Origin of the sequence: Sphingomonas sp. J344, assembly GCF_024700005.1 — a bacterium.
Lineage (GTDB): Bacteria > Pseudomonadota > Alphaproteobacteria > Sphingomonadales > Sphingomonadaceae > Sphingomonas.
The window spans coordinates 2,486,418-2,511,893 of sequence record NZ_JAJONB010000001.1 but is presented as its reverse complement, the minus strand read 5'-3'; the positions used below and the strand labels follow the sequence as shown (position 1 = coordinate 2,511,893).

Sequence of the window (25,476 nt, the reverse complement as noted above, 5' to 3'; positions counted from 1 at the left end):
TCACGCGCTCGCCAATGCGCCCTGCATCTGCGCGATGTCGCGGCGTGGCGGAGCCCCGAACAGGCGGCGATATTCGCGGCTGAACTGCGACGGGCTGTCATAGCCGACCGCAAAGCCTGCGCTGCCCGCGCTCGCCCCCTCCGCCAGCATCAGCCGCCGCGCTTCCTGCAGTCGCAGCTGTTTCTGATATTCGATCGGCGTCATCCGGGTCATCGCCTTGAAATGCGCGTGCAGCGAGGATCTGCTCATCCCGGCCGCATCGGCGATGTCGCGGATGCGCAGTTGCTTGTCATAGCCGCTGCGGATCGTCTGGATCGCGCGGCTGACCTGCCGCAAATGGCTGTCCCCCGCCGCGATATGGCGCAGCATCGGCCCGTGCGGGCCGGCGAGAAGGCGATAGAGGATCTCTCGTTCGATTAGCGGAGCGAGCATCGCGATATCGCCGGGCGTGTCGAGCAGCGCGACCAGTCGGCACGCCGCATCGACCAGCCCCGGATCGCTGGGATAAACCGCGAGCGCAGGAAGCCCCGCCGGTGCGCCCGGCCCGCCCTGTGCCACCACCAGATCGGCGAGCGCCGGCATGTCGAGGTCAATCTTGCAGCAAAGATAGGGCTGGTCCGGGCTGGCCTGAAGCACATGGCCGACCAGCGGCAGGTCGACCGACACCACCAGATAATGCGCAGCGTCATAGACGACGCTGTGCTCGCCCAGCGACACGCGCTTGGAACCTTGGGCGATCAGGCAAAGAGATGCCTCATAGACTGCCGGCACCGGCTGGGTCGGCTCATGCCCGCGGATCAGCGCCAGTCGCGGCACGCGCGACGCGAACATACCGGGTTCCGGCGTATGGCGAGCGATGACCGATGCGAGTTGCGCGATACGTTCCATATCCGCCTTGTCGCGCGCACGATGCGGGATCGCAAGTCGCGCGCGATTGATTTGGAGAATCGTGCAATTTCTGCGGGCAATCACTCTACCGCCTTCGGCGGCTCCGGGGCCATTTCACCGCCATCAACTCCAGCGGAAAGGAACCGACCCATGACCACGCCCATCGACAAGACCATCCTCGTCACCGGCGCATCGAGCGGCATCGGTGAGGCGACCGTCCGTGAACTCGCCGCCGCGGGTGCCCGCCTGTTCATCGGTGCGCGTCGCACCGACCGCCTTGCCGCGCTGGCCGACGAACTGGGCGCGAATGTCGCCTGGCAGCAGCTCGACGTTGCCGATGACGACAGCTTCGAGGCGTTCGTCGCGGCGGCGGAAGCGCGCTTCAGTCGCGTCGACGTGCTGGTCAACAATGCCGGCGTGATGCCCCTCTCCCGCCTCGATGCGCTCAAGCGCGACGAGTGGAAGCGGATGATCGACGTCAATGTCCATGGCGTGCTCAACGGCATTGCGGCGGTGCTCCCGCGCTTCACGGCGCAGGGCAGCGGCCATGTCGTCAACGTCGCCTCGGTCGCCGCGCACATGGTCGCTCCGACCGCAGCGGTCTATTGCGGCACCAAATATGCCGTCTGGGCGATCACCGAAGGGCTGCGGATGGAGCATGACGATATCCGCGCCACGATCATCTCCCCCGGCGTGGTCGCGACCGAACTGGGCGACGACATCACGGTGCCGGAGATCGCCGAGGGCCTGAAGCAGTGGCGGCAGAAGTCGCTGACCCCCGACGCCATCGCCCGCGCGATTGCCTATGCCATTGCCCAGCCCGGCGGGGTCGATGTCAGCGAGATCATCGTCCGCCCGGCAGGCGGCGCGTTCTGAACGAACAAGGGCCCGGATGCAGGTGCATCCGGGGCCTTGCAAATTGCTCAGCGTAAAGCGGGTCAGGCGGTCGCGGCAGCCTTGGCCTGCTTGGCAGCTTCGATCGCCTCGACGACGATGCGCTTGGCTTCCTCGGCATCGCCCCACTGGCCGATCCGGACCCACTTTTCGGACTCCAGGTCCTTATAGTGTTTGAAGAAATGCTCGATCTGCTGGAGCACGATCGAGGGCAGGTCCTGCCGCTCGCCCACGTCCGAATAATAAGGGAAGGTGGTGTCGACCGGCACGCACACCAGCTTTTCGTCGCCGCCGGCTTCGTCTTCCAGCTTCAGCACGCCGATCGGTCGCGCGCGTACGACGCAGCCCGGGATGAAGGGCGAGCGCGAAATCACCAGCGCGTCGAGCGGATCGCCATCGGGCGACAGCGTGTGCGGCACGAAGCCGTAATTCGCCGGATAGCGCATCGGCGTGTGCAGGATGCGGTCGACGAACAGCGCGCCCGATTCCTTGTCGAACTCATACTTCACCGGCTCGCCGCCGGTCGGCACTTCGATGATGACGTTCAGGCTGTGCGGCGGATTGTCGCCGACAGGGATCATGTCGATACGCATTGGTCTTCCTTATATCTGGTTCGGCCGATGCCTTGCCCGCCTCAGCGGGCCTGCAACAACCTATCCAGGCCACCCTCTCCGGTGCCGATTTTTTCGAGGCGCGGATAGCGCAGGCCGCCGGTATAGTCGATGGTCGTTTCGCGATAGCGCGTGCCGCTTTTCACCAGCAGCCTGATCGGTGCCTTGCTCGCCTTCGCCTCGGTGATCGCAGCCTTGAGCCGGTCGTCGCTATATTCGCGCCCGGCGACCGCGACGATGGTATCACCCAGGTCGAGTCCCGCGTTGAACGCAGGTGAATCCCAGGTGACGCTCGACACCGCCCCGCCCTTTCCGACCGCCAGCCCCAGCGAATAGCTGAAGTCCGCGCGGCTCGCGCGCTTCTCGGCATGTTTGAACGCGGCGGTCGGCTCATCGGTATAGATCAGGCGATAGCCATTTTCCGTAAACCCGGCGAGCGGCGCCTTGGGCGCGACATCGTATACGCGGGTCTTGAGGAATGTCGCCCAGTCGTAGGGCTGAATGCCGTTGAGCGTCGCCGCGACCTCGGCCAGGTCATAGGTCAGCACGCCCCAGTCACCGTCGCGCATCCCGAAAAGGCGCGCGCGAAATCGTCCATCGACTTCTTGCCGCCGGACAGTTCGCGCAGCTTGGCGTCGGCTTCGAGCCACACCAGCATGCCTTCATTGTAATAGTCCTCCGACCGCTGCCAGCTCACCCAACCCTTGGGGCGGCGCGCAGAGATGATCGGATCGTTGGTGGTATCGACCAGCGCACGCCACTGCCGCGCCGGGCGGTTGTCGAGGCTCGCGGCAATGCTGGCGAGCATGTCGAGCGTATCCTGTTTCGACACGATCCCCGAGCGCGCCTGCAGCACATAGCCCCAGAATTGCGTCTGCCCTTCATAGACCCACAGCAGCGAATCGCGCATCGGCGTGCGGAAATCGGGCGTCCAGCTGTCGTTGCCGCGGCGGAACTTGCCGTTCCAGCTGTGCACGAATTCGTGGGGCAACAGGTTGCGCGATCCTGGGCCTTCGCTCCACTTGGTGAAATAGCCCGGACCGACGCCGTTCTCGGAACTGCGGTGATGTTCGAGGCCGATGCCGCCCATTTCCTCACTGATCGCGAGCAGGAATTCGTAGCGGTCGTAATGCTGCGACCCGAACAGCTTGATCGACTGTTCGACCAGCTTCTTGTGCGCCTCGATCTGCTCGGGCTTTGCGTCAAGCTCGCCTGGCTCGTCGGCGAAGACATTGAGGTCGACGCGCTCGGACAGCTTGAACTCGCGATAGTGGCGCCCGGCGAACACCGGCGAGTCGATCAGCGTCTCGTAATCGGTGGTCTCATAGACATAGGCGTCGCCCTGCTTCTTCGCGGGCAGGCCAGACACGGCGGTCCAGCCCTTGGGATAAGTCACGGTCGCAGCCACCGGGATGCGCCGGGTGAAGTAACCGGCGGGATAGAGGCTGACCTGCTCGAACTGCAGGTTGAGCATATTGGGCGCGATCGACACGCGCCCCTGATCGCGGTCGGTGGCACCGAGAAACTGGAACTCGATGTCGAGCTGTTTGGCGCCGACCGGCACCTCGACATGGAACGCCCAGACATCTACCGTGTCGCGGCTCCACGCAACCGGCTTGCCATTGGCGCTGATCTTGAGGCCCGCCAGCTTCTCGATCTCGCCGCGTGCGGCATGCTTGCCCGGCAGCCAGGCGGGCATCATCAGCACCATCGGCCCCGCATCCGCAACGGGGATCACCTGCTTCACGCGATAGATTGCCTGCTGGATGTCGGTCGCATCGACCTTGACCATCATCGTGCCGGGATAGGCGGTGTCGCGCGCGGCGGGGATTCGGTTGTCGAACGGCAGTGGCTGGGGCGTGCTGTTCTGGGCGGTGGCAGCAGAGGTGGCGAGCAACAGGGCGGTGAGCGCAACGGCGCGACGCATGCAGGAACCTTTCGGGAGAGGCGGGAGATGTTGTTACCGTAGCCACGCCCGGGACGCGCGTAAATCCTCCCCGGCACGGGGAAGTGGCAGCGCGTAGCGCTGACGGAGGGGGCCCGAGGCAAAGGAGTCGGTTGCCTCGGGCCCCCTCCACCATGCTGCGCATGGTCCCCCTCCCCGTTCCGGGGAGGATTTGTGCTTCACGGCTTGCTTACCATTTTCGCGCTAGACGATACGCCATGTATCACGACCCCGCCCTTGCCCGCAGCGTGAAGGCCGATCCGCGGCCCAAATCCGCCGTCAGCACCGGATGCGGCCTGGCCGGACTGGTCGGCATGGCGATCTGGCTGACCGTCGCGCGGACCTATGGCCTCGACGGGCCGTTCGCGGCGCTGGTGAACCTGGCCGCGGGCGGCATCCCGATGGTGTTGTGGGCGGTGTTCGTCGACAAGGTGCATCGCAATCCGACGACCGGGGTCAAGTGGAGCGATCCGCGCCCGCTCAAGGAAACGCTCGACATTTCGATCACCAAGCTCGCCGGCCTGTGGCTGACCTGGGGAGCGATCGCGGGCATCTATGCCGTGTGCCGCTTCTACTGGGAGGGCAATTTCGCCTTTGCCATGTGGTGTTTCCAGATGGCCGCACCCGCGCTGTTCGTGCTGTCGATCCCCTATGTGCTGTGGATCGACCGCCACCTCGAAAAGCCCAAGGACGGCGCCTTCATGCTCGGCGCATGGCTGATCGGGTCGAAAGAGCCAGTGGACGAGGCCGCGATCCACAATCACCTGCGCAGCTGGGCGGTGAAGGCGTTCTTCCTCGCCTTCATGCTCGCCATCGTGCCGCCGGGGTTCGGTGCATTCGTGCGAGCGGATGCGAGCGGCATCCTGACCAACCCGATCGCGCTCGCCAACTGGCTGATCACCGGCATGTTCATGCTCGACGTGGCGTTCGCGACGGTCGGCTACATTCTCACCTTCCGCCCGCTCGACAGCCATATCCGCACCGCCAACCCGTACGCGGGCGCGTGGGCGGTGGCGCTGATCTGCTACCCGCCATTCATCCTGATGGGCAATGGCGGCCCGCTCGACTATCACCCCGGCACGTCGGACTGGACGCACTGGCTGGCCGGGCATGATGTGCTGCTGTGGATCGTCGGCGCGGTGCTGGTGGCGCTGACCGGGATCTATGCCTGGGCGACGATGGCGTTCGGCTTCCGCTTCTCCAACCTCACCCATCGCGGCATCATCACCCACGGCCCCTATGCGTGGACGCGGCACCCGGCCTATCTGTCGAAGAACCTGTTCTGGTGGATCGCGACCTGCCCGCTGCTCGTCACCACCGGCAGCCTCGCCGACGCGGCGCGCGCGACCCTGCTGCTCGGGCTGGTCAGCCTGATCTATTATGTCCGCGCCAAGACCGAGGAGAAGCATCTCGGCGAAGACCCCGAATACCGGGCGTATAGCGAGTGGATGGAGCGTAATGCACCGATCCCGCGGTTGTTTGCGTGGGGGATGGGGAAGACTGGGAAGAGTGAGGCGGGGGCGTAGGTTCTGAGGTTGGATGCGGCCGCATTTGCGGAGTGTTTGTCCGACTGTGGGTGGGAACCGGCCATTAGGTCGAGGTCAATCTAGCGCTTCCACATCTTGCCCAATCTCTTGCCACCCGTCTGCGGCGATATTCAGCCCGCATGCAGCCTGAATAATATCTGTGGCGTTAGCCATTGCCTCGATGGCGGGTGGAAACGCGGATTGAGGCAACTTCGCGCCAATGCCGGTGAAGTCGTGCGAGATGCGGGTCATCTGCCCCAGCGAACCAACGTGTAGTTTGGCCCACCCTGTTCCGTCATCCGACTTGAAGTAGGCGAACTGTGCGACAGAGGTTCCCTTCGGGAAGATGCCTCCGTCGCTAACATAATCCCATCGTTCGATTTTGCCGAAAGCCTAACGAAGAGCTCGATCAACGCATGCTATGTCTACTGGCGAAGGAACATCTCGACCTGACCTGATACCGCGCTCCGGTTCGCATCCAGCCAGCAGCGGCAGTGGCAGGCAGAGGAGCATGTATCGCAGGCATCGCATTGCGCCATCATAAGGCCAATTCCGGAATGTCCGCTATGGGGTCGTTTCTCGACAGACGGCTTTTGCAAGTTCGTAGCTTAAAACAAGCTCGTCACCCCGGCCTTGTGCCGGGGTCCACTCATGCTCCAGCGCGTCGCTTGAGCCGCTTGCCTCGCGCCTGCCTCCCGGTGGCCCCCGGAACAAGTCCGGGGTGACGGTTGGTCTGCGGGGCGACCGACGGGCGATCAATCCTCCCCCGCAAGGGGGAGGTGGTGCCGAAGGCGACGGAGGGGGAGGAAGCACAACATTTGCGAGTGCGCCGCCGTCCTCCCCCCTCCGTCAGCTGCGCTGACACCTCCCCCTGGCGGGGGAAGATTTATAACTACCCCATCCACTCCACCCACGCACCATGGGCATGCGCCGCCGCCAGCAGTTGCGGCTCCCCGCTTCCCGGCCACATCCGCACCGTCAGTTCGTGGCGGAAGGTCTGTCGGTTCGCCTCGACCGCGATCCATGCCAGCGGGCGCTCGGGCGTTGCCGTCGCCCCCGCAGCCTCCATCGCCTCCGTGATCGCCGCCTGCCCCTCGGCCGCAAGATATTGCCACACGATCGAATGCATCAGCACGCGAGTCGTCCCCGCCGCCTGTGGCCGGGCGAGCGCCTCGACGACAAACGCCGCCGCGTCGGCCTCCACCAGATCGGGCGAGCGCCGGGCCGCTTCCGCCGCCGCGATCTCCAGCCGCTCTGCCCGCACGCGATGCTCCGGCCAGGCATAGGCGCGCAGGCGGAGCAGTGCCTCGGGATCGGTCAGGTCGATCGGCGCGACGTCGCAGCCGCGCAGCGATACGATCTCGACCGCACCCGCAGGCGGCGGCGGGCCGCGCCACTCAGGCGCGATCCGCATCGCCGCATCTTCCGGCCCCACCCCGACCCCGCCCAGATCGTAGCGATAGCGGTCCATCATCAGGTTGATCCCGGCGCTCGACCCGATCTCGATACACTCGAACCGCCCCGGCAGCCCCTGCGCCGCCAGCCACAGCATCGCGGCGGCATAGTTGCTCGACCGCGCCGCCTCATTGGTCTGCGGCGGGCCGTCGAGCCAAGGAAGCAAAGCCGCGTCATGCGCGTCGATCGCTGCGTTGATAAGCTGCCCCGCATCGACCGCCTCCCCCGCATAGAGCGGCCCAAGCGACGGCGCGGCACCGGTCAGATACAGCGCATGCAACCCGCCCGCCGCACGCAGCGGCAGCGCGTCGGCCATCGGCTTGCCCGGCCAGTCGCGCAGCTTTGCGCGGAACGCCCCCGGCCCGGCCATCCCGTCGAGGATCGCCTGCACCACGCTGGCGGTCAGCGCCGCATCGTTGGCGCGGCAATAGTCGACCTGATTGGCGAACGCGGTCCGCACATCCTCCAGCGCCATCCAGTCGGTCATGCCCTGCCCTTTCCGCCGATAAAGCTGCGCTCTTGTTGCGCCGCAACGCCCCCCCAAGTAAAGGCGCGCAACCCATGACCGACAGCCCGCCCGATCCGATCATCCTGGCCGTGCCCAAGGGACGCATCCTCGAGGAAGCGTTGCCCCTGCTCGCGCGTGCCGGAATCGTGCCGGAACCGGCCTTTTCGGATGAGGGCAGCCGCGCGCTGCGCTTCAAGACCAACCGCCCCGACATCGACCTGATCCGGGTGCGCGCGTTCGATGTCGCGACCTTCGTCGCGCATGGCGCGGCGCAGCTGGGCATCGTCGGATCGGACGTGCTCGCGGAGTTCGCCTATTCGGAGCTTTACGCGCCGGTCGATCTCGGCATCGGCCATTGCCGCCTGTCGGTCGCCGAACCCTCCGCGCTCGCCGCGACCGACGATCCGCGCGGGTGGAGCCATGTCCGCGTCGCGACCAAATATCCGCACCTCACCCGTCGCCATTTCGAGGCGCGCGGCGTGCAGGCCGAGTGCATCAAGCTGAATGGCGCGATGGAGCTGGCCCCGCTGCTCGACCTGGCCCCGCGCATCGTCGATCTGGTTTCGTCGGGTCGCACGCTCAAGGAAAACGGGCTGGTCGAGGTCGAGACGATCATGGAGGTGTCGAGCCGCCTGATCGCCAACCGCGCCGCGTTCAAGACGCGCGCCGAAGTCGTGCCACTGGTCGACGCTTTCCGCCGGGCGGTCGCGGCATGATCCGCCTGTCCACCTCCGAACCCGGCTTCGCCCAGGCGTTTCGCGAGCTGGTCGATGCGCGGCGCGAGGCCGACGCCGATGTCGCGCGCGATGTGCGCACCATCGTCGCATCCGTCCGCGACGAGGGCGACGCCGCGCTGCACGCATTTACCCGCAAGTTCGACAAGCACGACCTTAACGAAACCGGCTGGCGGATCGAGAAGAGCGACTGCGCCGTGGCGTTCGATGCGCTTGCGCCCGACCTGCGCAACGCACTGCAACTCGCTGCATCACGCATTACCGCGTACCATGCGTTGCAGAAGCCCAGCGACAGCGACACGACCGACACCGCCGGCATCCGCACCGGCGCGCGCTGGAGTGCCGTCGAAGCAGCCGGTGTCTATGTCCCCGGCGGCCGCGCGGCCTATCCCAGCTCGGTGCTGATGAACGCGATCCCCGCCAAGGTCGCGGGCGTCGATCGCGTCGTGATGGTCACCCCGACCCCGGATGGCGAGATCAACCCGCTCGTCCTCGCCGCCGCGCATATCGCCGGGGTGGATGAAATCTGGCGCGTGGGCGGAGCGCAGGCGATCGCCGCGCTCGCCTATGGCACCGGGCGGATCGCTGCCGTCGATGTCATCACCGGCCCCGGCAATGCCTGGGTCGCGGAGGCCAAGCGCCAGCTGTACGGCGTGGTCGGCATCGACATGGTCGCGGGGCCGAGCGAGATCGTCGTCGTCGCCGATGGCAAGAACGACCCCGAATGGATCGCCGCCGATCTGCTCAGCCAGTCCGAACATGACCCGACCAGCCAGTCGATCCTGATCACCGACGACGCGGTGCTGGCGGGCAAGGTGGCCGAAGCGGTCGATCGCCAGATCGGCGAGCTGTCGACGCGCAACGTCGCGCGGCAGAGCTGGGACGCCAACGGCGCGATCATCCTGACCGCGAACCTCGACGAGGCGATCCCGCTGGTCAACAAGCTCGCGCCCGAGCATCTGGAACTGGCGGTGGACGATCCCGATGCGCTGTTCGCGCGCGTGCGCCATGCCGGATCGGTGTTCCTCGGCCGGATGACGCCCGAAGCGATCGGCGATTATGTCGCTGGCCCCAACCACGTCCTGCCCACCGGCCGCCGCGCACGCTTTGCCAGCGGCCTGTCGGTGCTCGATTTCATGAAGCGCACCAGCTTCCTCGCACTCGATGCACAGGGGCTGGCGGCGATCGGCCCCGCCGCAGTGGCGCTGGCGGAGGCCGAAGGGCTTCCGGCGCATGCCAAGTCGGTGGCGCTGCGGCTCGGACATCCGCGATGAATGCGGTGAGATGGACGCTGGATGACGCTGAAGAGTTAGCCGAGCTCTATCCTGACACCTTCCATATCGCGCCAAAGGAAACACGCGTCCGACTGGAGCCGGGCGAATACGCCAAAGCGATCTTTAGGTTTCCCAGCGCTGAAATCGAAGGTGGGGAGGCGGTCGAACGAATGTGGCTAATCATCCATTCGAACGATCGCGGCAAGTATCGCGGCCGTTTGGCGAATACCCCTGCGAGTAGACCCGACGATGCCCGGCTAGATCATGGAGCGTGGATCGACTTTGAAGCACGGCACATCATAAATTGGGAATACGCCAGCGAAGATAGCAAGGCGGCCATCGCCGACCCCAACTCGGATTTCTGGACCGACGTTTAATGCTTGCTCCGAAAAAAAGCTCGTAGCGCGTCGCCGCCCCGAATTGTTAAAGAGATAGATATGCCTAGCCCAACCGCAAAGACCCGATCCAAGGCCCGCGCCGCCGCGCGCCTCGCCGCCGTGCAGGCGCTGTATCAGCAGGAGATGGAGAAGACCCCCCCTGCCCCAGCTGCTCACCGAGTTTCACCAGCACCGGCTGGGCGCGACAATCGAGGATGAGGAATATATCGACGCCGATCCGATGTTCTTCGACGATATCGTCAAGGGCGTCGATGCGCGCCGCGACGAGATCGACGCGCTGATCGCGTCGAAGCTGACGGCGGACTGGAGCTTCGACCGGATCGACCGCCCGATGCGCCAGATCCTGCGCGCGGGCACCTATGAGCTGCTGGCGCGCAAGGACGTGCCGACCGGGGCCGCGATCAGCGAGTATCTCGACGTCACCGACGCCTTTTACGATCGGCGCGAGAAGGGCTTCGTCAACGGGCTGCTCGACGCGATTGCGAAGGTGGTGCGGGCGTAACCCACGCCCGTCACCCCCGCGAAAGCGGGGGCCCATCCCCCTGCGCCCTCCAAATCCACACCGGTGCGGTTTGCCGCGCGTTCGGGAGATGGGCCCCCGCTTTCGCGGGGGTGACGATCCAGCGTTACTCCGCCCCCACATCCTTGACCCGTCCGAGCGCGGGCGGGGTCACCACCTGCCCCCGCGCGAACCACGCCTCCAGCGCGTCGAGGTCGAGCACGCCGCCCGCGACGATCCGCCCGACCCTCAACGTCGTGAAGCTGTCGCCGCCGCCGGCCAGAAACCCGTTCATCGCCACGCGATAGCTGCCCGCCGGATCGAGCGGCTTGCCATCGACCAGCGGCGCAATGATCCGCTGCCCCTCCGGCTTCGACCGGTCATAGCTATAGGTCAGGCCCGACGGGAACAGCAGCTTCGGCCCGTCCGCGTTGGTGAATTGCTGTTCGAGCACCGCCAGCAGCTGCGCGCCCGTGTACTCGCGCACCTGAAGGTTATTGCCGAAAGGCTGGGTCGTATAGAGGTCGCCAAACGTCACCGTCCCGTCCGCAGCCGGGGTGATCGACGCACGCACGCCGCCGGGGTTCATCAGCGCGATCTGTGCTCCATCCTTCTTCGTCGCCGCCAGTTGCGCATCGGCGATCAGCAGGCCCAGCGGCGATTCGACGGTCTCGCTATCCTCGTCGCGCAGGATCGGTGCCGACGCCTTGCCCACCGGGCGGCGGGCGAGCGGCGCGGCGGCGGCGGCATAGCGTGCGACATGCGCGGCGACTTCCGGATCGGCGGGATAGACCGGGAAGTACATATTGCTCTTCACCGGCCCGCCCGCGCTGACATTGCCGCTGCCCTGAACGATCCGCTGGCTCGCCGAGCGTTCAGACACCTTCTTCGTCGCGAGGTCGAAGGTCAGGTCGATCGCGGTCAGCATTACCCCGTTATTTCCCGCGCTGGTCAGCAGTACCGGCTTGGCCGGGTTGGTGACCGAGTAATCACAGATATAGGCGCGGTGAGTATGGCCGGAGACGATCACGTCCACCCCGGGATCGAGCCGGTCCATGATGTCGAGGATCGGTCCCGACAGCCCTTCGCATTTCTCCGGCTGATCCGACCGCGCGGGATAGCCGCCCTCATGCACCAGGATGACGATCGCGTCGGCACCCTGCGCCTTCAGTTGCGGGATCAGCTTGTTCGCGGTCTCTGCCTCGTCGGCGAAACTGTATCCTACGATGCCCGCCGGATCGACATAGGTGCCGGTCATCCGCGTGGTCATGCCGATAAAGCCGATCGTGACCTTGCGCCGGCCCTTGCCGAAGCTTTTTAGGCCCGTCGCGGGCATCAGGCTCTTGCCCGATGCGTCGAGCGTGTTGCCCGCCAGATAGGTGTAGGACGCGCCCTTGAACGGCTCGAGCTGGCACGGCTGGGCGACGGCGTTCTTTTCGCACCCGCCGCGCTGAAGGCGCAGCAACTCCTTCGTCCCGCGATCGAATTCGTGATTGCCCGCGGCGTTATACTCAAGGCCAGCCATGCTCAGCGCCTTGACCGTCGGTTCGTCGAGGAACAGCGAGGAGACGAGCGGGCTGGCGCTGGTCAGATCACCCGCCGCGACGACGACATTGTTGGGGTTGCCCGCCTTGAGCGCCTTCACCGCCGAGGCGAAATAGGCCGCGCCACCGGCGGGCACCTTGACCGTCTTGCCGTCGGCCGCCTGCAAGTCGATCGGCCGCGCCGGGGTTTCGAGCGCACCGTGAAAGTCGTTGAAGGCGATGATCCGCACCGTCATGGGCGCGGCGGGCGTGGCGGCACGCTGCGACGCGCAGCCGCTGAGCGCGAGGCCCGCGAGCAATCCAACGATCAGGCGCATATGCAGTCTCCGGCGAGTCGGTCTCGCCGGTCAGGTAACAGCCTGCGGGTCAGCCGTCACCGACGCGTTCGATGTCCGCGCCGACGCCCTGCAGCTTTTCCTCCAGCCGCTCATACCCTCGGTCGAGGTGATAGATGCGGCTGACCTGGGTCTCGCCCTCGGCAACCAGGCCGGCGAGGATCAGGCTCATCGATGCGCGCAGATCGGTCGCCATCACCGGCGCGCCGACCATGCGATCGACGCCATGGACCACCGCCGTGCGCCCGCGCACGTCGATATTCGCGCCCATCCGGGTCAGTTCGGGCACGTGCATGTAGCGGTTTTCGAAGATCGTCTCGGTCAGCACGCTCGCGCCATCGGCCTTGCACAGCATCGCCATGAACTGTGCCTGCATGTCGGTGGCAAAGCCCGGATAGGGTGCGGTCGACAGCGTGATGGGCCTCAACGGACCATCGGCGGCGACGCGGATGCCGTTGGGCTTCTCCTCGACCGTCACGCCTGCCTCGACCAGCGCGTCCAGCGTCGCGCGCATATCGTCGGCCTTCGCGCCCTCGAGTACGACGTCGCCGCCAGTGATCGCGGCGGCGCACGCATAGCTGCCCGCCTCGATCCGGTCGGGCATCACGCTGTATGTCGCGCCGTGCAGCCGGTCGCGGCCCTCGATCGTCAGCGTCTCGCTGCCGATGCCGTGGATCGACGCGCCCATCGCGACCAGCAGGTTGCACAGGTCGACGATCTCGGGCTCGCGCGCCGCATTTTCGAGCACCGTGGTGCCGCGCGCGGTTGCCGCCGCCATCAGCGCATTCTCGGTCGCGCCGACCGACACCACCGGGAAGCGGTAGCGCCCGCCAGCCAGACGCCCGCCGGGAGCGGTCGCCTTGACATAGCCCGCCGCCAGCTCGATCTCCGCGCCCATCGCTTCCAGCGCCTTCAGATGCAGGTCGATCGGACGGTTGCCGATCGCGCAGCCGCCGGGCAGCGAAACCGTCGCCTCGCCCTCACGCCCCAGCAACGGGCCGAGCACCAGGATCGACGCGCGCATCTTGCGCACGATGTCATACGGCGCGACACTCGACGTCAGGCGGGATGCGCGGACGGTGAGCACGCGGCCGAAATCATTGGGACGCGTCCCCTCGATCGCGGTCGAGGCGCCCAGCTCGTTGAGCAGATGCCCGAAGCTGTCGGCGTCGGCGAGACGCGGCAGATTGCGCAGCGTCAGCGGCTCGTCGGTTAACAGCGCGCACGGCATGAGCGTCAACGCGGCGTTCTTCGCACCGGATATAGCGATGTTACCGGATAGGCGGTTTCCGCCGCGGATGAGAATACGGTCCATTGACGGGCTTCTATCGACTCGAAATCCGCGCGCAAGTGCGGCCAACCGTTACGCGGCTTGATCGACTTTAATGCGCTGATTTTGCAGCAATGCTTTGCAGGGGGAAGTTGGGGGAAGGGACAGAGTGTCAGGGAGTTGTTTCGCGGAAATTCTCGGCGAGCTGGTTACGCTCGTGCCGGGAGAGAGGGCTGCGCTGGAGCGGCTGGAGGAACGACAGCGCCATATCCGGCGCGGCGCGATCCTGTTGCGTGAGAATGAGCCGGCGGGCGAGTTATTCGTCCTGCGCAAGGGACTGGTGATGAGCTATGTCCTGCTCGACGATGGCAGCCGCCAGATTCTGCGCTTTCACTTCCCAGGCGACATGCTGGGCGTATCCAGCCTGGTCTATCGCGAATCGCCCGAGACATTGTGCGCGCTTTCGGACTGTGTCGTCTGCCCGTTCGACCGGCAGGCGTTCAGCGCGCTGAGCGTTGCCCACCCTCGCCTGTCATCGCTGATCCTCGTCCTTTGCCAGATCGAGCGGGTGGCACTGACCGACCGGCTTGCCGCACTCGGCCGGACCTCGGCCAAGGCGCGGGTTGCGGCGTTGCTGCTGGAGATGCGCAACCGGCTGCGCGGCACCGACAAGACGATCGACAAGGCGTTTAACCTCGGCCTGACCCAGGAAGAGATCGGCGACGCGACCGGCCTGACGTCGGTCCATGTCAACCGCATGCTGCGCCAGCTGGAGGAAGAGGGGATGATCGGTCGCAGATCGGGCCGCGTCACCTTGCTCGACGAGGCGGCGATGGGACGTGCGGCGAATTATGTGAACCGGTACGAAGGGCTGGACCTGAGCTGGTTGCCGGAGGCGCGCTGAGCCGGTCGCCTGTCCGCAACCGCAATGCTATAGGTGCGGGATGAGCGACCCCGCCATCCTCAATTGGCGCCGTCTTGGCCCGACGCTGACCTGCTCGGGCCAGCCATCCGAAGCGCAGCTAGCCGAGATCGCCGCGCTCGGCGTGACCGATGTGATCAATCTCGGCCCGCACGAACATGTCCAGGCACTGCCCGACGAAGCGGCCAGCGTCACAGCCTTGGGCATGCGCTATACCTATATTCCGGTCGATTTCTCAGCCCCGACCGAATCGGATTATGCCGCCTTCGCCGCCGCCATGGCCGAGGCGGACGGGCGGGCGGTCCATGTCCACTGCATCGTCAATGCGCGCGTTTCGGCATTCTTCTATCGCTACCGCCGCGATGCGATTGGCGAGGAGGCCGCACGCGCCGAACTGAATTCAGTTTGGGAACCCGCGGGCGTCTGGGCGACCTTCATCGGCGACACGCCCGTCGAAGGCACCGACCATCGTTATCGCGGGCGGGATTACTGAGCCAATCGGTCGCCCCGGGCTTGACCCGCGGTCCAGCTTCTTCGACCAGGCAAGATAGCGGGGCCCCGGGTCGAGCCCGGGGTGACGCTACATCTAGCTATCGGCGGCTCACGCCTTTTCGAGTGTGCACTGAAGCGGATGCTGGTTCTGCCGGGCGAAGTCGATCACCTGGGCCACCTTGGTCTCCGCGACTTCATAGCTGAACACGCCGCACACCCCGACGCCGCGCTGATGGACCTGAAGCATCACCCGCGTTGCCTCTTCCATATCCAGCTTGAAGAAGCGCTGGAGCACCAGCACGACGAATTCCATCGGCGTGTAATCGTCGTTGAGCATCAGCACCCGATAGGGCGTCGGCTTCTTGGTCTTCGCGCGGGTGCGGGTCGCGACGCCGGTATTGGTCCCGTCCTCGTCATCGCGGTCGGGATCGTCGGCCATCGCGATCGGGGCCATCGGGGTCGTGAGATGCGGTGCTGACATGAGCCCGGAAAAATATGGCAGGCCCGGGTGGAGGGCAAGGGGCGGATCGTGCGAAATCGCGGGTGCAGGACAAGAAAAAGGGCGATCGCTCCCGCGACCGCCCCAATTTCGTCCAATCAGGACCGATGGCCGGTTCAGGCCGCAGTCTTGATCTTCTCCATCGCGACCGCGACGCGGTTCGAGACGGGCTGCGCGGCGTCGCCGGCGAGCTTGATGAACGCTTCGGTGTTCTTCGAGGTCTCGGCGACCATCGAGTCGAACGCGCTGCGGACATAGTCGCTCTGCAGCTTGAAGAAGTCGGCGGGCGACTTGACTGCCGACATGCTCTTCAGGGTGGCGGTCGCGTTCTCGAACGACTTGCGGCTGTATTCCGCAGCGTCCTGGCCCAGCGTCTCGAGGCCCTTGGCGGTGATCTTGCCGCTCTCGACGAGCGCTTCGACATTGCCCTTGGCCAGTTCGGTCATTTCACCGACCAGCTTGGTGTTCTTTTCGACCTGCGCCTTCGCCTTGTCGTTCAGCTCGGCGAACATCGCCTGGGTCTTTTCAATGGCTTCCATGGTATAAATTCCCTTGCTTGCGGTGTCCGCCGTCTGCGGGGCGGTGTCTTCGATAATCTCGGTTACAGGTGCGGCGACCGCTTCGACGGTTTCCGCGACAGTTTCGATGACCGGCTCGACGGTCTCGGCGACAACCTCGACCACCGGTTCGACAATCGGCTCGGCCGCGACGACGGGCTCTGCCGCTTCGACGGCTTCGACCACCGGTTCGACCGGCGCGGCGACGGCTTCGACCGGCGCGGCGACGGCTTCGACCGGCGCGGCGACGGCTTCGACCACAGGCTCCGGCTTCGGCTCGATGGCCAGAGCTGCAACCTTGGGCGCGACCTTCGCGACTGGCGACTTGGCTACCGGCTTCTTCGCCCCGGTACGCGGACCCTTGCTGGCCATATCGACGTCCTCGCTGCGACTATTGCATTGCAGCATATACGCCGATGTAAACCGTGTTTCAAGAGGTTTATTGTGCAGTGCACAAAAAATTCAGCGGGTTCGGACGTAACGTCCCGGAGCCGCCCCGAGTTCCTCATTTACGCTAGGGATTCTGGCTTTCTTTGCGGGAACGCGCGCTGCATCCAGCGCTTCGATCCACTTGATCCAGTCCGGCCACCAGCTCCCCTTGGTCTCGACCGCACCTGCAACAAATTCGTCAATATTGGTCGCGCCCGCCTCGTTGATCCAGTATTGATATTTGCCCGACGAGGGCGGGTTGACCACGCCTGCAATATGCCCCGATCCGGCCAGCACGAAGCGAATCGGCCCCGCGAGATGGCCGGTGAGCTTCCACACGCTGCGCGGCGGCGCGATATGATCCTCGCGCCCCGCCTGGACATAGGCCGGGGTCTTGACGCAGGTGAGGTCGATCGGCGTCCCCCCGATCGCCAGCGCACCCGGCTGGACCAGCAGATTGTCGCGATACAGGTCGCACAGATAGCTGGCATGCCACTTCGCCGGCAGGTTGGTGACGTCGGAATTCCAGTGGAGCAGGTCGAACGGGGTATAATCCTCGCCCAGCAGGTAATTGCTGGTGACGTAATTCCAGATCAGGTCGCGCCCGCGCAGCAGGTTGAAGGTCGCGGCCATGTACCGTCCGTCGAGAAATCCATCGCTGGTCAACGACTGGATCAGCGCGAGCTGCTCGTCATCGACGAATACGTTGAGGTCGCCCGCCTCGCTGAAATCGACCTGAGCGGTGAAGAAGGTCGCGCTCTTGACCTTCGCCGCCTCACCCCGCGCGGCGAGCACCGCCAGCGTCGCGGCGAGCGTCGTCCCCGCGACGCAATAGCCGATCGTGTGGACGCTCTCGACGCCGAGCAATTCCCGAATCGTGTCGATCGCGTCGATCTGACCGCGCTCGACATAGTCGTCCCACACGACATCGGCCATGCTCGCATCGGCCGATTTCCACGACACGACGAACACCGTCAGCCCCTGCTCCACCGCCCAGCGGATGAAGCTCTTTTCCGGCGTCAGGTCGAGGATGTAGAAGCGGTTGATCCACGGCGGGAAGATCACCAGCGGGGTTTCGAACACCGTGTCGGTGGTCGGCGAATACTGAATCAGCTCATAGAGCGGCGTGCGCTTGACCACCCGGCCCGGCGTGGTCGCGATATTCTCCCCCCACCGCGAACGCGCCCTCGACCGTCTGGGTCATCTGGCCCTTGCCAAGGTCGTTGAGCATGTGCGCCAGACCCTTGAGCAGATTCTCGCCCTTGGTCTCGATCGTCCGTTCGACCACCAGCGGGTTGGTCGCCGGAAAGTTGCTCGGGCTCATCGCGTCGATGAAGCCCTGCGTCGCGAAGCGCAACTGCTCCTTCTGCTTCGGGGTAAGCCCCTCGATCTGGTCGACCCCCTTGAGCAGATGTCCCGACAAGGTGAGGTAGCTTTGGCGGATGAAGTCGAACACCGGCTGCTCGCGCCATTGCGGCGCCTTGAAGCGCTTGTCACGTGCCTGTTCTGGCGTTTCCTCGAACTTCTGCGCCTTGGCGGGATCGAGGAAGCGCTGCCACAAATTCATCGTGTCGGCCCAGAATTCGGCCCCCGCACGCATCGCGGCAGCTGGGTCGAGCGGGGGGCACCGTCGGCATGGCGGGCATCTGGGGCATCGCCGACATCTGCCCGGCGAGGTCCAGCCCCTGCTCCATCATCATCTGCTGCGCGCGGCCAAACACCCAGGTCCAGTGCTGCAGATCTTCAAGGCCCGGCTGAGCCGGGGCATCGGATTCCGGCGGTGGCACTCCCGCCGCCTTGGGCTTGGCCGCGCGCTTCGCCTTGGGTTTTGCTGTGGTGGTCGGCTCAGGCTTCGTCTTTGCGGTCGCCGTCTTTTTCTTTGCCGTCGCCACGCGCCTCTCCTCTGGCTTGCCGCCCCGCCCCCTGTATAACGAGCCCAAGCGCAATGCGCGACCACGAGGAGCCGAAAGCCAGCAGTATGTCCGAAGAATTCTACCGCATGAAGCGACTGCCCCCCTATGTCATCGCCGAAGTCAATGCGATGCGGGCAGCGGCGCGCGCGGCGGGAGAGGACATTATCGACCTGGGCATGGGCAATCCCGACCTGCCCCCGCCCGATCATGTCATCGAAAAACTGATCGAGGTTGCGCGCAAGCCCGACGCGCATGGCTATTCGCAGTCGAAGGGGATCCCCGGCCTGCGCCGTGCCCAGGCCAATTATTATGGCCGCCGCTTCGGCGTCGATATCGATCCCGATAGCGAGGTCGTGGTGACGATGGGGTCGAAGGAGGGGCTGGCCAGCCTCGCCACCGCGATCACCGCGCCGGGCGACGTCGTGCTCGCGCCCAACCCGAGCTACCCGATCCACACCTTCGGCTTCATCCTGGCCGGGGCGACGATCCGCGCGGTGCCGACGACCCCGGACGAGGCCTATTTCGACAGCCTCGAGCGCGCGATCGCCTTCACTGTCCCCCGCCCGAGCATATTGGTCGTCAACTATCCGTCGAACCCGACCGCCGAGACCGTCGACCTTGCGTTCTACGAGCGCCTGGTCGCTTGGGCGAAGGACAACAAGGTCTGGATCCTGTCCGACCTCGCCTATTCGGAACTGTATTTCGACGGCAAGCCCACCGTGTCGATCCTGCAGGTGCCGGGCGCAAAGGATGTCGCGATCGAGTTCACCTCGCTCAGCAAGACCTATTCGATGGCCGGGTGGCGCATGGGGTTCGCGGTCGGCAACAAGCAGCTGATCGCCGCGATGACGCGGGTGAAGTCGTACCTCGATTACGGCGCCTTCACCCCGATTCAGGCCGCCGCCTGTGCTGCGCTCAACGGCCCGCAGGACATCGTCGAGAAGAACCGGCAGCTCTACCACAAACGCCGCGACGTGCTGGTCGAGAGCTTCGGCCGCGCCGGCTGGGACATCCCGCCCCCCACCTGCATCGATGTTCGCCTGGGCTCCGCTCCCGCCCGCGCTGGCGCATCTCGGCAGCCTCGAATTCTCCAAGCAGCTGCTGACACACGCCAAGGTCGCGGTCGCGCCCGGCGTCGGTTACGGCGAGAATGGCGAGGGGTTCGTCCGCATCGCGATGGTGGAGAATGAGCAACGGTTGCGTCAGGCCGCACGCAACGTGAAGCGCTATCTTCAGTCGATGGGCGTGAACACCGGCGCAAAATCGGCGTGATCGCGCCGTCGAGAGAGGGCTTTGCCTTCTGCCACCGGCTGCGCGTGCGTTACGCGGAGATCGATGGGCAGAAGGTGGTCTTCAACTCCCGCTATCTCGAATATGCCGATGTGGCGCTCAGCGAATATTGGCGTTGGCTGGCCCTGGCCGACCTGCCCGAATGGCTCGCGATGGAATTCCACGTCGCCCGCGCGACCGTCGATTACCGGGCCCCGCTCCGCTATGATGACGAGTTCGATGCCTATGCCCGAACCGACCGGATCGGGACGTCGAGCGTGACCAGCCGCGTCGAGCTGGTCCATGCCCAGACCGGCGTGCTGCACACGGTGATTGAGCTGGTTCACGTCAACGTCGATCTCGACGCGGGGCGCTCAACTCCGGTACCGCCCGCCATCCGCGCGCGAATGCTGCCAAGCGATTGAAGCGGTTGTGATACGCGGTTCGGATGGGGGTACGCGAAACGTGGTGTTAACCGGCACTGACTAGCGTCGGTGGATGCATCGCGGCAGCCTGTTTCGAACTGACTTGTTGGTGGTCGCCGCGATTGCGTTCACCTATTTTCTGTGCGCAGCGGGGGCGATTGCATTCACCCGGCTGAGCGGCAATGTGGCGCTACTGTGGATCGCGAATGGCGTGCTGGTCGCGGCCCTGCTGACCCGCCCCGCAACCGAACGCCCGCTGCACATTGCGAGCTGCTTTGGCGCATCGGTCGCCGCGACGCTGGCGGTCTCGCCCTACGCCCCCTCGCGCCGGTGTTTGGCGTTGCCAATATCGCCGAAGCGCTGATCGCCTGGGGGTTGCTCGCCCGCTTCGGCGCGGACGCGCGCGTGTTCCTGTCGCTGCGCGCGCTGGCCGGGTTTGTCGCTGCGGCAGGGTGGTCGCGCCGCTGGCTACGGGGGTCATTTCCGCCGCGACGCTGGCGCTCTATCAAGGAGCAAACCCCTGGGCGGTCTGGATGAGCTGGGGTATTGGCCATGGCCTGGGCGCGCTGATCGCCACCCCGATCGCACTACTTGCATTGGCGGGCAACACCTATCGAGAGCAAGCCGCGAGCCGCGCTACGGTGACACGTTTCGTCGTGATCGCGACGCTGATGGTCGGTGTGACCACACTCTGCTTCGCCCAGACCCGATTGCCGCTGCTGTTCGTACCGATCCTTCCGCTGATTGCGGCGACGATGGCTTTTCGCGTCGCCGGCGCGACTCTCGGCGTCTTCCTGATCGCGGTGATCGGTGCGGGCTTCACCGTCGCGGGCATGGGTCCGATCGAGCTGATCGACGGGAGCCATGCGTTCAAGCTGCTATTCTTCCAATTCTATCTGGCCGTGCTGTTCCTGATCGCGGTCCCGTTCGCGACGATGATCGCGCAAAACCAGCGACTCGCCGTCGCCGTCGCGGCGAGCGAGGCGCGTTATCGGCTGATTTCGGATCATGTCTCGGACGTGGTGATGACATTGGACCCTTACGGCGTCGTCCAGTTCGCCTCGCCCTCGATGCGCGACGTGACCGGCCATCCGCCCGACTCGATTATCGGCAAGAGCCCGGTCGAGCTGGTGCACGAGGTCGATCGCGCGCGCGTGCGCGACGCCTATCGCCGGGTGATCGCCGAACCGGATCGCGTCCACCGTTTCGAATTTCGCGGCCAGATCGCGACGGGCGGTGTGCGCTGGTTCGAGACGACAGCGCGCGCCGTGCGAAACCAGCAGGATGCGGTGCTGAGCGTCGTCACCGTGATCCGCGAGGTCAGCCAGCGCAAGGCGCGCGAGGCCGATCTGGTGCGGCAGGCCAACACCGATCCGATGACCGGCGTGCTCAATCGTCGTGCCTTCCAGGACCGCATCGACCAGTATCGCATGGACACCCCGGACCGGCCCGGCACGCTCGCCCTGTTCGACCTCGATCATTTCAAGCAGGTCAATGACGGCCATGGCCATGATGCCGGTGACGCGGCATTGCTGCACTTCGCGGATGTGTTGCGCGCCAATCTGCGGGTCGAGGATGTGATCGGGCGACTGGGCGGCGAGGAATTCGCGGTGCTGTTTCCGGGCCTGTCGACCGCCGCCGCGCTGGCAGCGTGCGAGCGGGTGCGGAACTCGCTTCAGGACGCTCGTATCCATGCCGGCGGCGCGACGTTCACCATCACCGTCAGTGTCGGCATCGCGCCGATCGGCCCCGACCTGTCGTCCGACGAAGTGTTCCGCATTGCCGACGTCGCACTCTACCGTGCCAAATCGCGCGGCCGCAACCGCAGCGAACTCGCCGCCGCGTGACTATTCAGCGGCTTCGACTGCGCCTTCCCCGACAACATCTTCAGGCAGCGACCAGATCAGGTCGTGCTTGCCCAGCACGCGCCCATCATGGCTCATCACCTGAACTGGCGCGATGCGGCGATGGTCGCGCGCGTCGACCAGCACCGGCGTCGCGGGCATTCCTGTCTCCCAGCGCTCACCCCATTGCCGCAGCGCAACCATGGTCGGGAGCAGCGCAAACCCCTTTTCGGTCAGTCGGTATTCGACCTTGCGACGATCGTCGTCACAGGTCTGTCGCGCGAGGATGCCATGATCGACCGACCGCGCGAGGCGGTTGGCGAGAATGTTGCGGGCGATGCCTAGCTCCGACTGGAACTCCTCGAAGTGATACAGGCCGTTGAACGACGCGCGCAGGATCAGGAACGACCAGCGCTCTCCCATCGCCTCCAGCGCGGCCGGAAGGCTGCAGTTGTTGGCGAGCTGTCGAAGCGGCTCTCGCAGTCCATTGTGGCCCATAACCGCTGAATCTACCTCATTTTGACGGCCACACAACGCGATTAGTTCCTTGCGGTGCAGCAACAGTTTCTAGTTGCAACTGAAAACCTATCGGAGTAAGTAGTGATTCGCAACCTTTGTTGCAGTGCACCCCAGGGAGAGTATCATGATCCGCCTTGCCCCGATCGCCGCTGCCGCGCTCTGCCTCGTCAGCGCCGCGACCCCCGCTTTTGCCCAGTCCGGCCACTACACTGCCACCCCGGTCCAAGCGCCGAAGAAGGCCAGCTTCATCACCCAGACCACTGTCTGGAAGTGCAAGGACGGCATCTGCGCCGCGCCGAAGTCGACGATGAGCGAGAAGGTGATGTGCGAGCGCGTCGTGCAGCGCGTCGGCGCGCTGTCCAGCTTCTCAGTCGGCGGCACCGCATTCGACGCCGAGGCGCTTGCGGCGTGCAACGCCCGCGCGAAGTAATCGCGCCACACCCGTCACCTTGACGCAACACTGAACGGGCATCGGCCAGCGCCGGTGCCCGTTCCGCGTGAATCCTGTTGCAAAGCAGCACCACCCGCCCCCATCTTCGACCGGTGCTGCGTCAATATGAACTAGTCGACCGGGTCCTGTCCTACGACCCTGAAGCCGATGAGGCGCTGCTCAACCGCGCCTATGTGTTTTCGATGCACGCGCATGGCAGCCAGAAGCGCGCCAGCGGCGACCCCTATTTCAGCCACCCGATCGAGGTGGCCGGCATTCTGACTGACCTGCATCTCGACGACGAGACGATCGCGACGGCGATCCTGCACGACACGATCGAGGATACCGTCGCCACCCCCGAAGAGATTCTGGCGAAGTTCGGCCCCAGCGTCGCGCGGCTGGTCGACGGCGTCACCAAACTGTCCAAGATCGAGGCGCAGACCGAAAGCGAGCGCGCCGCGGAGAACCTCCGCAAATTCCTGCTCGCCATGTCGGACGACATCCGCGTGCTGCTGGTCAAGCTCGCCGACCGGCTGCACAATATGCGCACGCTGCACCATATCGCGAAGCCCGAGAAGCGGCGACGGATCGCGCGCGAGACGATGGACATCTATGCCCCGCTCGCCGAGCGGATCGGCATGTACGAATTCATGAAGGAGATGCAGACGCTCGCCTTCCAGCAGCTCGAGCCCGAAGCCTATGAGTCGATCACCAGGCGGCTAGAAGCGCTGACCGTCGAAGGCGAGGACCGCATCGCCAAGATCGGCTCGGGTCTCAAATTGCTGCTCTCGCGCGGCGGAGTCGAGGCGGAGATTTCGGGGCGCGAGAAGCACCCCTATTCGATCTGGAAGAAGATGTCGGAGCGGCACGTCAGCTTCGAGCAGCTGTCCGACATCATGGCGTTCCGCGTGATCGTCGACAGCGAAGAGGAATGCTATCGCGCGCTCGGCATCATCCATCGCCGCTGGCCGATGGTGCCGGGGCGGTTCAAGGATTATATCTCGACGCCCAAGCGCAACGGCTATCGCTCGCTGCACACCAGCATCATCCATGCCGGCGACACCCGCGTCGAAATCCAGATCCGCACCCGCGAAATGCACAGCCAGGCCGAACATGGCCTCGCCGCGCACTGGTCGTACAAGCAGAATGCGGTGCGCCCCGACACGCAGGTCAGCTGGATCCGCGATCTGGTCGATATCCTCGAACAGGCCGAAAGCCCCGAGGAGCTGCTCGAACATACCAAGATGGCGATGTATCAGGATCGCATCTTCGCCTTCACGCCCAAGGGTGAGCTGATCCAGTTGCCCAAGGGCGCGACGCCGATCGACTTTGCCTATGCGGTGCATACCGATCTGGGCGACCAGGCGGTGGGCGCGAAGGTCAATGGCCGCGTCGTCCCGCTGCGCACCGAGATCGCGCAGGGCGATCAGGTGGCGATCCTGCGCTCAAAGGCGCAGCGGCCGCAGGACAATTGGCTCAACTTCGCGATCACCGGCAAGGCGCGCGCCGCGATCCGCCGCCATCTGCGCCACAAGGAGCGCGACGAGACCATCGCGCTCGGCCGCAAGCTCTATGACGAGATTGTCGGCCGACTGCCGGTGCCGATCGGCGAGGAAGCGCTTGGCGCGGCGCTGACCCGGCTCAAGCTGGAGGATGCCGACGCACTGATGGAGGCGATCGCGCGCCAGAAAGTCACCGATGCGCAGGTGATGGAAGCGTTGATGCCTGGATCGACCGCCGACGAAGCGCTGCTCCAGCCGGTGCAGCGCATGCCGATCTCGATCAAGGGGCTGACCCCGGGCGTCGCCTTCACGCTTGCCGCGTGCTGCCACCCCGTCCCCGGCGACCGCATCGTCGGCGTGCGCCACCCCGACGCCCCGATCGAAATTCACCAGATCAGTTGCTCCCGGCTCGACGCCGTCGAGGATCAGGACTGGGTCGATATCGGCTGGGGCGACAAGGCGGAGGGGGGGCACTGCGCGCATCGCGGTGACGCTGAAAAACGAACCCGGCGCGCTCGGCGCGGTCGCGACTCTGCTCGGCCAGCACAAGGCGAACATCCTCAACATCCGCTTCGACACGCGCGACACGACCTTCCACACCAACTTGATCGACGTCGAGGTGCGCGACGCCGCGCATCTGATGAAACTGATCGCGGCACTCCGCGCGGCGGACGCGGTGAGTTCGGCGGAGCGGGTTTAGGGCGCAAGGCAGGCTTACACAGTCGTTTGTGCTGAGCTTGTCGAAGCACCGCTGCCGCGCTCACGGAGGGCAGCCCCCTGCCCTTCGACAAGCT

General features: G+C 65.4%; 20 protein-coding genes and 5 pseudogenes. 14 read left to right on the top strand and 11 right to left on the bottom strand.

Annotated features, from left to right (window positions below):
* Positions 1–888 (bottom strand): AraC family transcriptional regulator, encoded by an 888-nt coding sequence (locus LRS12_RS12660; RefSeq protein WP_257844848.1) that lies wholly within the window; start codon positions 886–888, stop codon positions 1–3.
* Positions 889–1,038: 150 nt separating this feature from the next.
* Here LRS12_RS12660 and LRS12_RS12655 point away from each other — a divergent pair, with 150 nt between their 5' ends.
* Positions 1,039–1,764 (top strand): SDR family oxidoreductase, encoded by a 726-nt coding sequence (locus tag LRS12_RS12655; protein WP_257844847.1) that lies wholly within the window; start codon positions 1,039–1,041, stop codon positions 1,762–1,764.
* 62 nt (positions 1,765–1,826) lie between these two features.
* On the opposite strand, the gene ppa is transcribed toward LRS12_RS12655, so the two are convergent.
* Together ppa and LRS12_RS12645 are read right to left on the bottom strand one after the other, a co-directional pair.
* On the bottom strand, positions 1,827–2,375 hold the full coding sequence (ppa, locus tag LRS12_RS12650; RefSeq protein ID WP_257844846.1) for an inorganic diphosphatase: 549 nt from the start codon (positions 2,373–2,375) through the stop codon (positions 1,827–1,829).
* A gap of 41 nt (positions 2,376–2,416) precedes the next feature.
* Positions 2,417–4,320: pseudogene (locus tag LRS12_RS12645) on the bottom strand (M61 family metallopeptidase).
* Between the two features lie 236 nt (positions 4,321–4,556).
* On the opposite strand from LRS12_RS12645, the gene LRS12_RS12640 reads away from it, so the two are divergent.
* Complete coding sequence (locus LRS12_RS12640) at positions 4,557–5,864, top strand: isoprenylcysteine carboxylmethyltransferase family protein (protein ID WP_257844845.1); 1,308 nt, start codon at positions 4,557–4,559, stop codon at positions 5,862–5,864.
* Between the two features lie 75 nt (positions 5,865–5,939).
* Here LRS12_RS12640 and LRS12_RS12635 read toward each other — a convergent pair whose 3' ends face one another.
* Both LRS12_RS12635 and LRS12_RS12630 read right to left on the bottom strand, forming a co-directional pair.
* Positions 5,940–6,116, bottom strand: coding sequence for a hypothetical protein (locus LRS12_RS12635; protein WP_257844844.1), 177 nt, complete (start codon positions 6,114–6,116; stop codon positions 5,940–5,942).
* Positions 6,117–6,756: 640 nt separating this feature from the next.
* Positions 6,757–7,806 carry a DUF2332 domain-containing protein gene (locus LRS12_RS12630; protein WP_257844843.1) on the bottom strand — a complete coding sequence of 350 codons (1,050 nt, stop codon included), beginning with the start codon at positions 7,804–7,806 and terminating at the stop codon, positions 6,757–6,759.
* A 74-nt stretch (positions 7,807–7,880) separates the two neighbouring features.
* Between LRS12_RS12630 and hisG the strand changes: the two genes are divergently transcribed.
* From hisG to nusB, 4 genes and pseudogenes are all read left to right on the top strand, one after another.
* The gene (gene hisG, locus LRS12_RS12625) at positions 7,881–8,543 is read left to right on the top strand and encodes an ATP phosphoribosyltransferase (RefSeq protein WP_257844842.1); all 663 of its coding nucleotides are present in this window, start codon (positions 7,881–7,883) and stop codon (positions 8,541–8,543) included.
* The gene (gene hisD, locus LRS12_RS12620) at positions 8,540–9,835 is read left to right on the top strand and encodes a histidinol dehydrogenase (RefSeq protein WP_257844841.1); all 1,296 of its coding nucleotides are present in this window, start codon (positions 8,540–8,542) and stop codon (positions 9,833–9,835) included. Before hisG ends, hisD begins: the two co-directional genes overlap by 4 nt.
* Positions 9,832–10,212, top strand: a complete 381-nt coding sequence (locus LRS12_RS12615; protein WP_257844840.1) for a hypothetical protein — start codon at positions 9,832–9,834, stop codon at positions 10,210–10,212. Before hisD ends, LRS12_RS12615 begins: the two co-directional genes overlap by 4 nt.
* 60 nt (positions 10,213–10,272) lie before the next feature.
* Positions 10,273–10,735: pseudogene (gene nusB, locus LRS12_RS12610) on the top strand (transcription antitermination factor NusB).
* Between the two features lie 124 nt (positions 10,736–10,859).
* Here nusB and LRS12_RS12605 read toward each other — a convergent pair.
* Positions 10,860–12,593, bottom strand: a complete 1,734-nt coding sequence (locus LRS12_RS12605; protein WP_257844839.1) for a bifunctional UDP-sugar hydrolase/5'-nucleotidase — start codon at positions 12,591–12,593, stop codon at positions 10,860–10,862.
* 49 nt (positions 12,594–12,642) lie between these two features.
* A complete protein-coding gene (murA, locus tag LRS12_RS12600; protein ID WP_257844838.1) occupies positions 12,643–13,926 on the bottom strand; it encodes a UDP-N-acetylglucosamine 1-carboxyvinyltransferase in 1,284 nt (427 codons plus the stop codon).
* Positions 13,927–14,050: 124 nt separating this feature from the next.
* Here murA and LRS12_RS12595 point away from each other — a divergent pair, with 124 nt between their 5' ends.
* Together LRS12_RS12595 and LRS12_RS12590 are read left to right on the top strand one after the other, a co-directional pair.
* Positions 14,051–14,785 (top strand): Crp/Fnr family transcriptional regulator, encoded by a 735-nt coding sequence (locus tag LRS12_RS12595; protein WP_257844837.1) that lies wholly within the window; start codon positions 14,051–14,053, stop codon positions 14,783–14,785.
* A gap of 40 nt (positions 14,786–14,825) precedes the next feature.
* Positions 14,826–15,296, top strand: a complete 471-nt coding sequence (locus tag LRS12_RS12590; RefSeq protein WP_257844836.1) for a protein tyrosine phosphatase family protein — start codon at positions 14,826–14,828, stop codon at positions 15,294–15,296.
* Between the two features lie 108 nt (positions 15,297–15,404).
* Here the strand turns inward: LRS12_RS12590 and clpS are convergent, their stop codons facing one another.
* The 3 genes and pseudogenes from clpS to LRS12_RS12575 form a co-directional block, all read right to left on the bottom strand.
* Positions 15,405–15,749, bottom strand: a complete 345-nt coding sequence (gene clpS, locus LRS12_RS12585) for an ATP-dependent Clp protease adapter ClpS (protein ID WP_257844835.1) — start codon at positions 15,747–15,749, stop codon at positions 15,405–15,407.
* A gap of 161 nt (positions 15,750–15,910) precedes the next feature.
* Positions 15,911–16,723 carry a phasin family protein gene (locus LRS12_RS12580; protein WP_257844834.1) on the bottom strand — a complete coding sequence of 271 codons (813 nt, stop codon included), beginning with the start codon at positions 16,721–16,723 and terminating at the stop codon, positions 15,911–15,913.
* 90 nt (positions 16,724–16,813) lie between these two features.
* Positions 16,814–18,480 (bottom strand): annotated as a pseudogene (locus LRS12_RS12575) (PHA/PHB synthase family protein).
* Between the two features lie 278 nt (positions 18,481–18,758).
* Between LRS12_RS12575 and LRS12_RS12570 the strand changes: the two are divergent.
* From LRS12_RS12570 to LRS12_RS12555, 4 genes and pseudogenes are all read left to right on the top strand, one after another.
* Positions 18,759–19,965 (top strand): annotated as a pseudogene (locus LRS12_RS12570) (LL-diaminopimelate aminotransferase).
* Complete coding sequence (locus LRS12_RS12565; RefSeq protein WP_257844833.1) at positions 19,962–20,387, top strand: thioesterase family protein; 426 nt, start codon at positions 19,962–19,964, stop codon at positions 20,385–20,387. Before LRS12_RS12570 ends, LRS12_RS12565 begins: the two are co-directional and overlap by 4 nt.
* 73 nt (positions 20,388–20,460) lie before the next feature.
* Positions 20,461–20,751, top strand: a complete 291-nt coding sequence (locus LRS12_RS12560; RefSeq protein WP_257844832.1) for a hypothetical protein — start codon at positions 20,461–20,463, stop codon at positions 20,749–20,751.
* Positions 20,651–22,234 carry a diguanylate cyclase gene (locus LRS12_RS12555; protein ID WP_308223016.1) on the top strand — a complete coding sequence of 528 codons (1,584 nt, stop codon included), beginning with the start codon at positions 20,651–20,653 and terminating at the stop codon, positions 22,232–22,234. The genes LRS12_RS12560 and LRS12_RS12555 overlap by 101 nt, the downstream gene beginning before the upstream one ends.
* Here the strand turns inward: LRS12_RS12555 and LRS12_RS12550 are convergent, their stop codons facing one another.
* Entirely contained in the window at positions 22,235–22,729 is a 495-nt protein-coding gene (locus tag LRS12_RS12550) for a helix-turn-helix domain-containing protein (RefSeq protein ID WP_257844830.1), read from the bottom strand.
* 145 nt (positions 22,730–22,874) lie between these two features.
* Between LRS12_RS12550 and LRS12_RS12545 the strand changes: the two genes are divergently transcribed.
* Entirely contained in the window at positions 22,875–23,180 is a 306-nt protein-coding gene (locus tag LRS12_RS12545) for a hypothetical protein (RefSeq protein WP_257844829.1), read from the top strand.
* Between the two features lie 113 nt (positions 23,181–23,293).
* Positions 23,294–25,382: pseudogene (locus tag LRS12_RS12540) on the top strand (bifunctional (p)ppGpp synthetase/guanosine-3',5'-bis(diphosphate) 3'-pyrophosphohydrolase).
* Positions 25,383–25,476 lie beyond the last annotated feature (94 nt).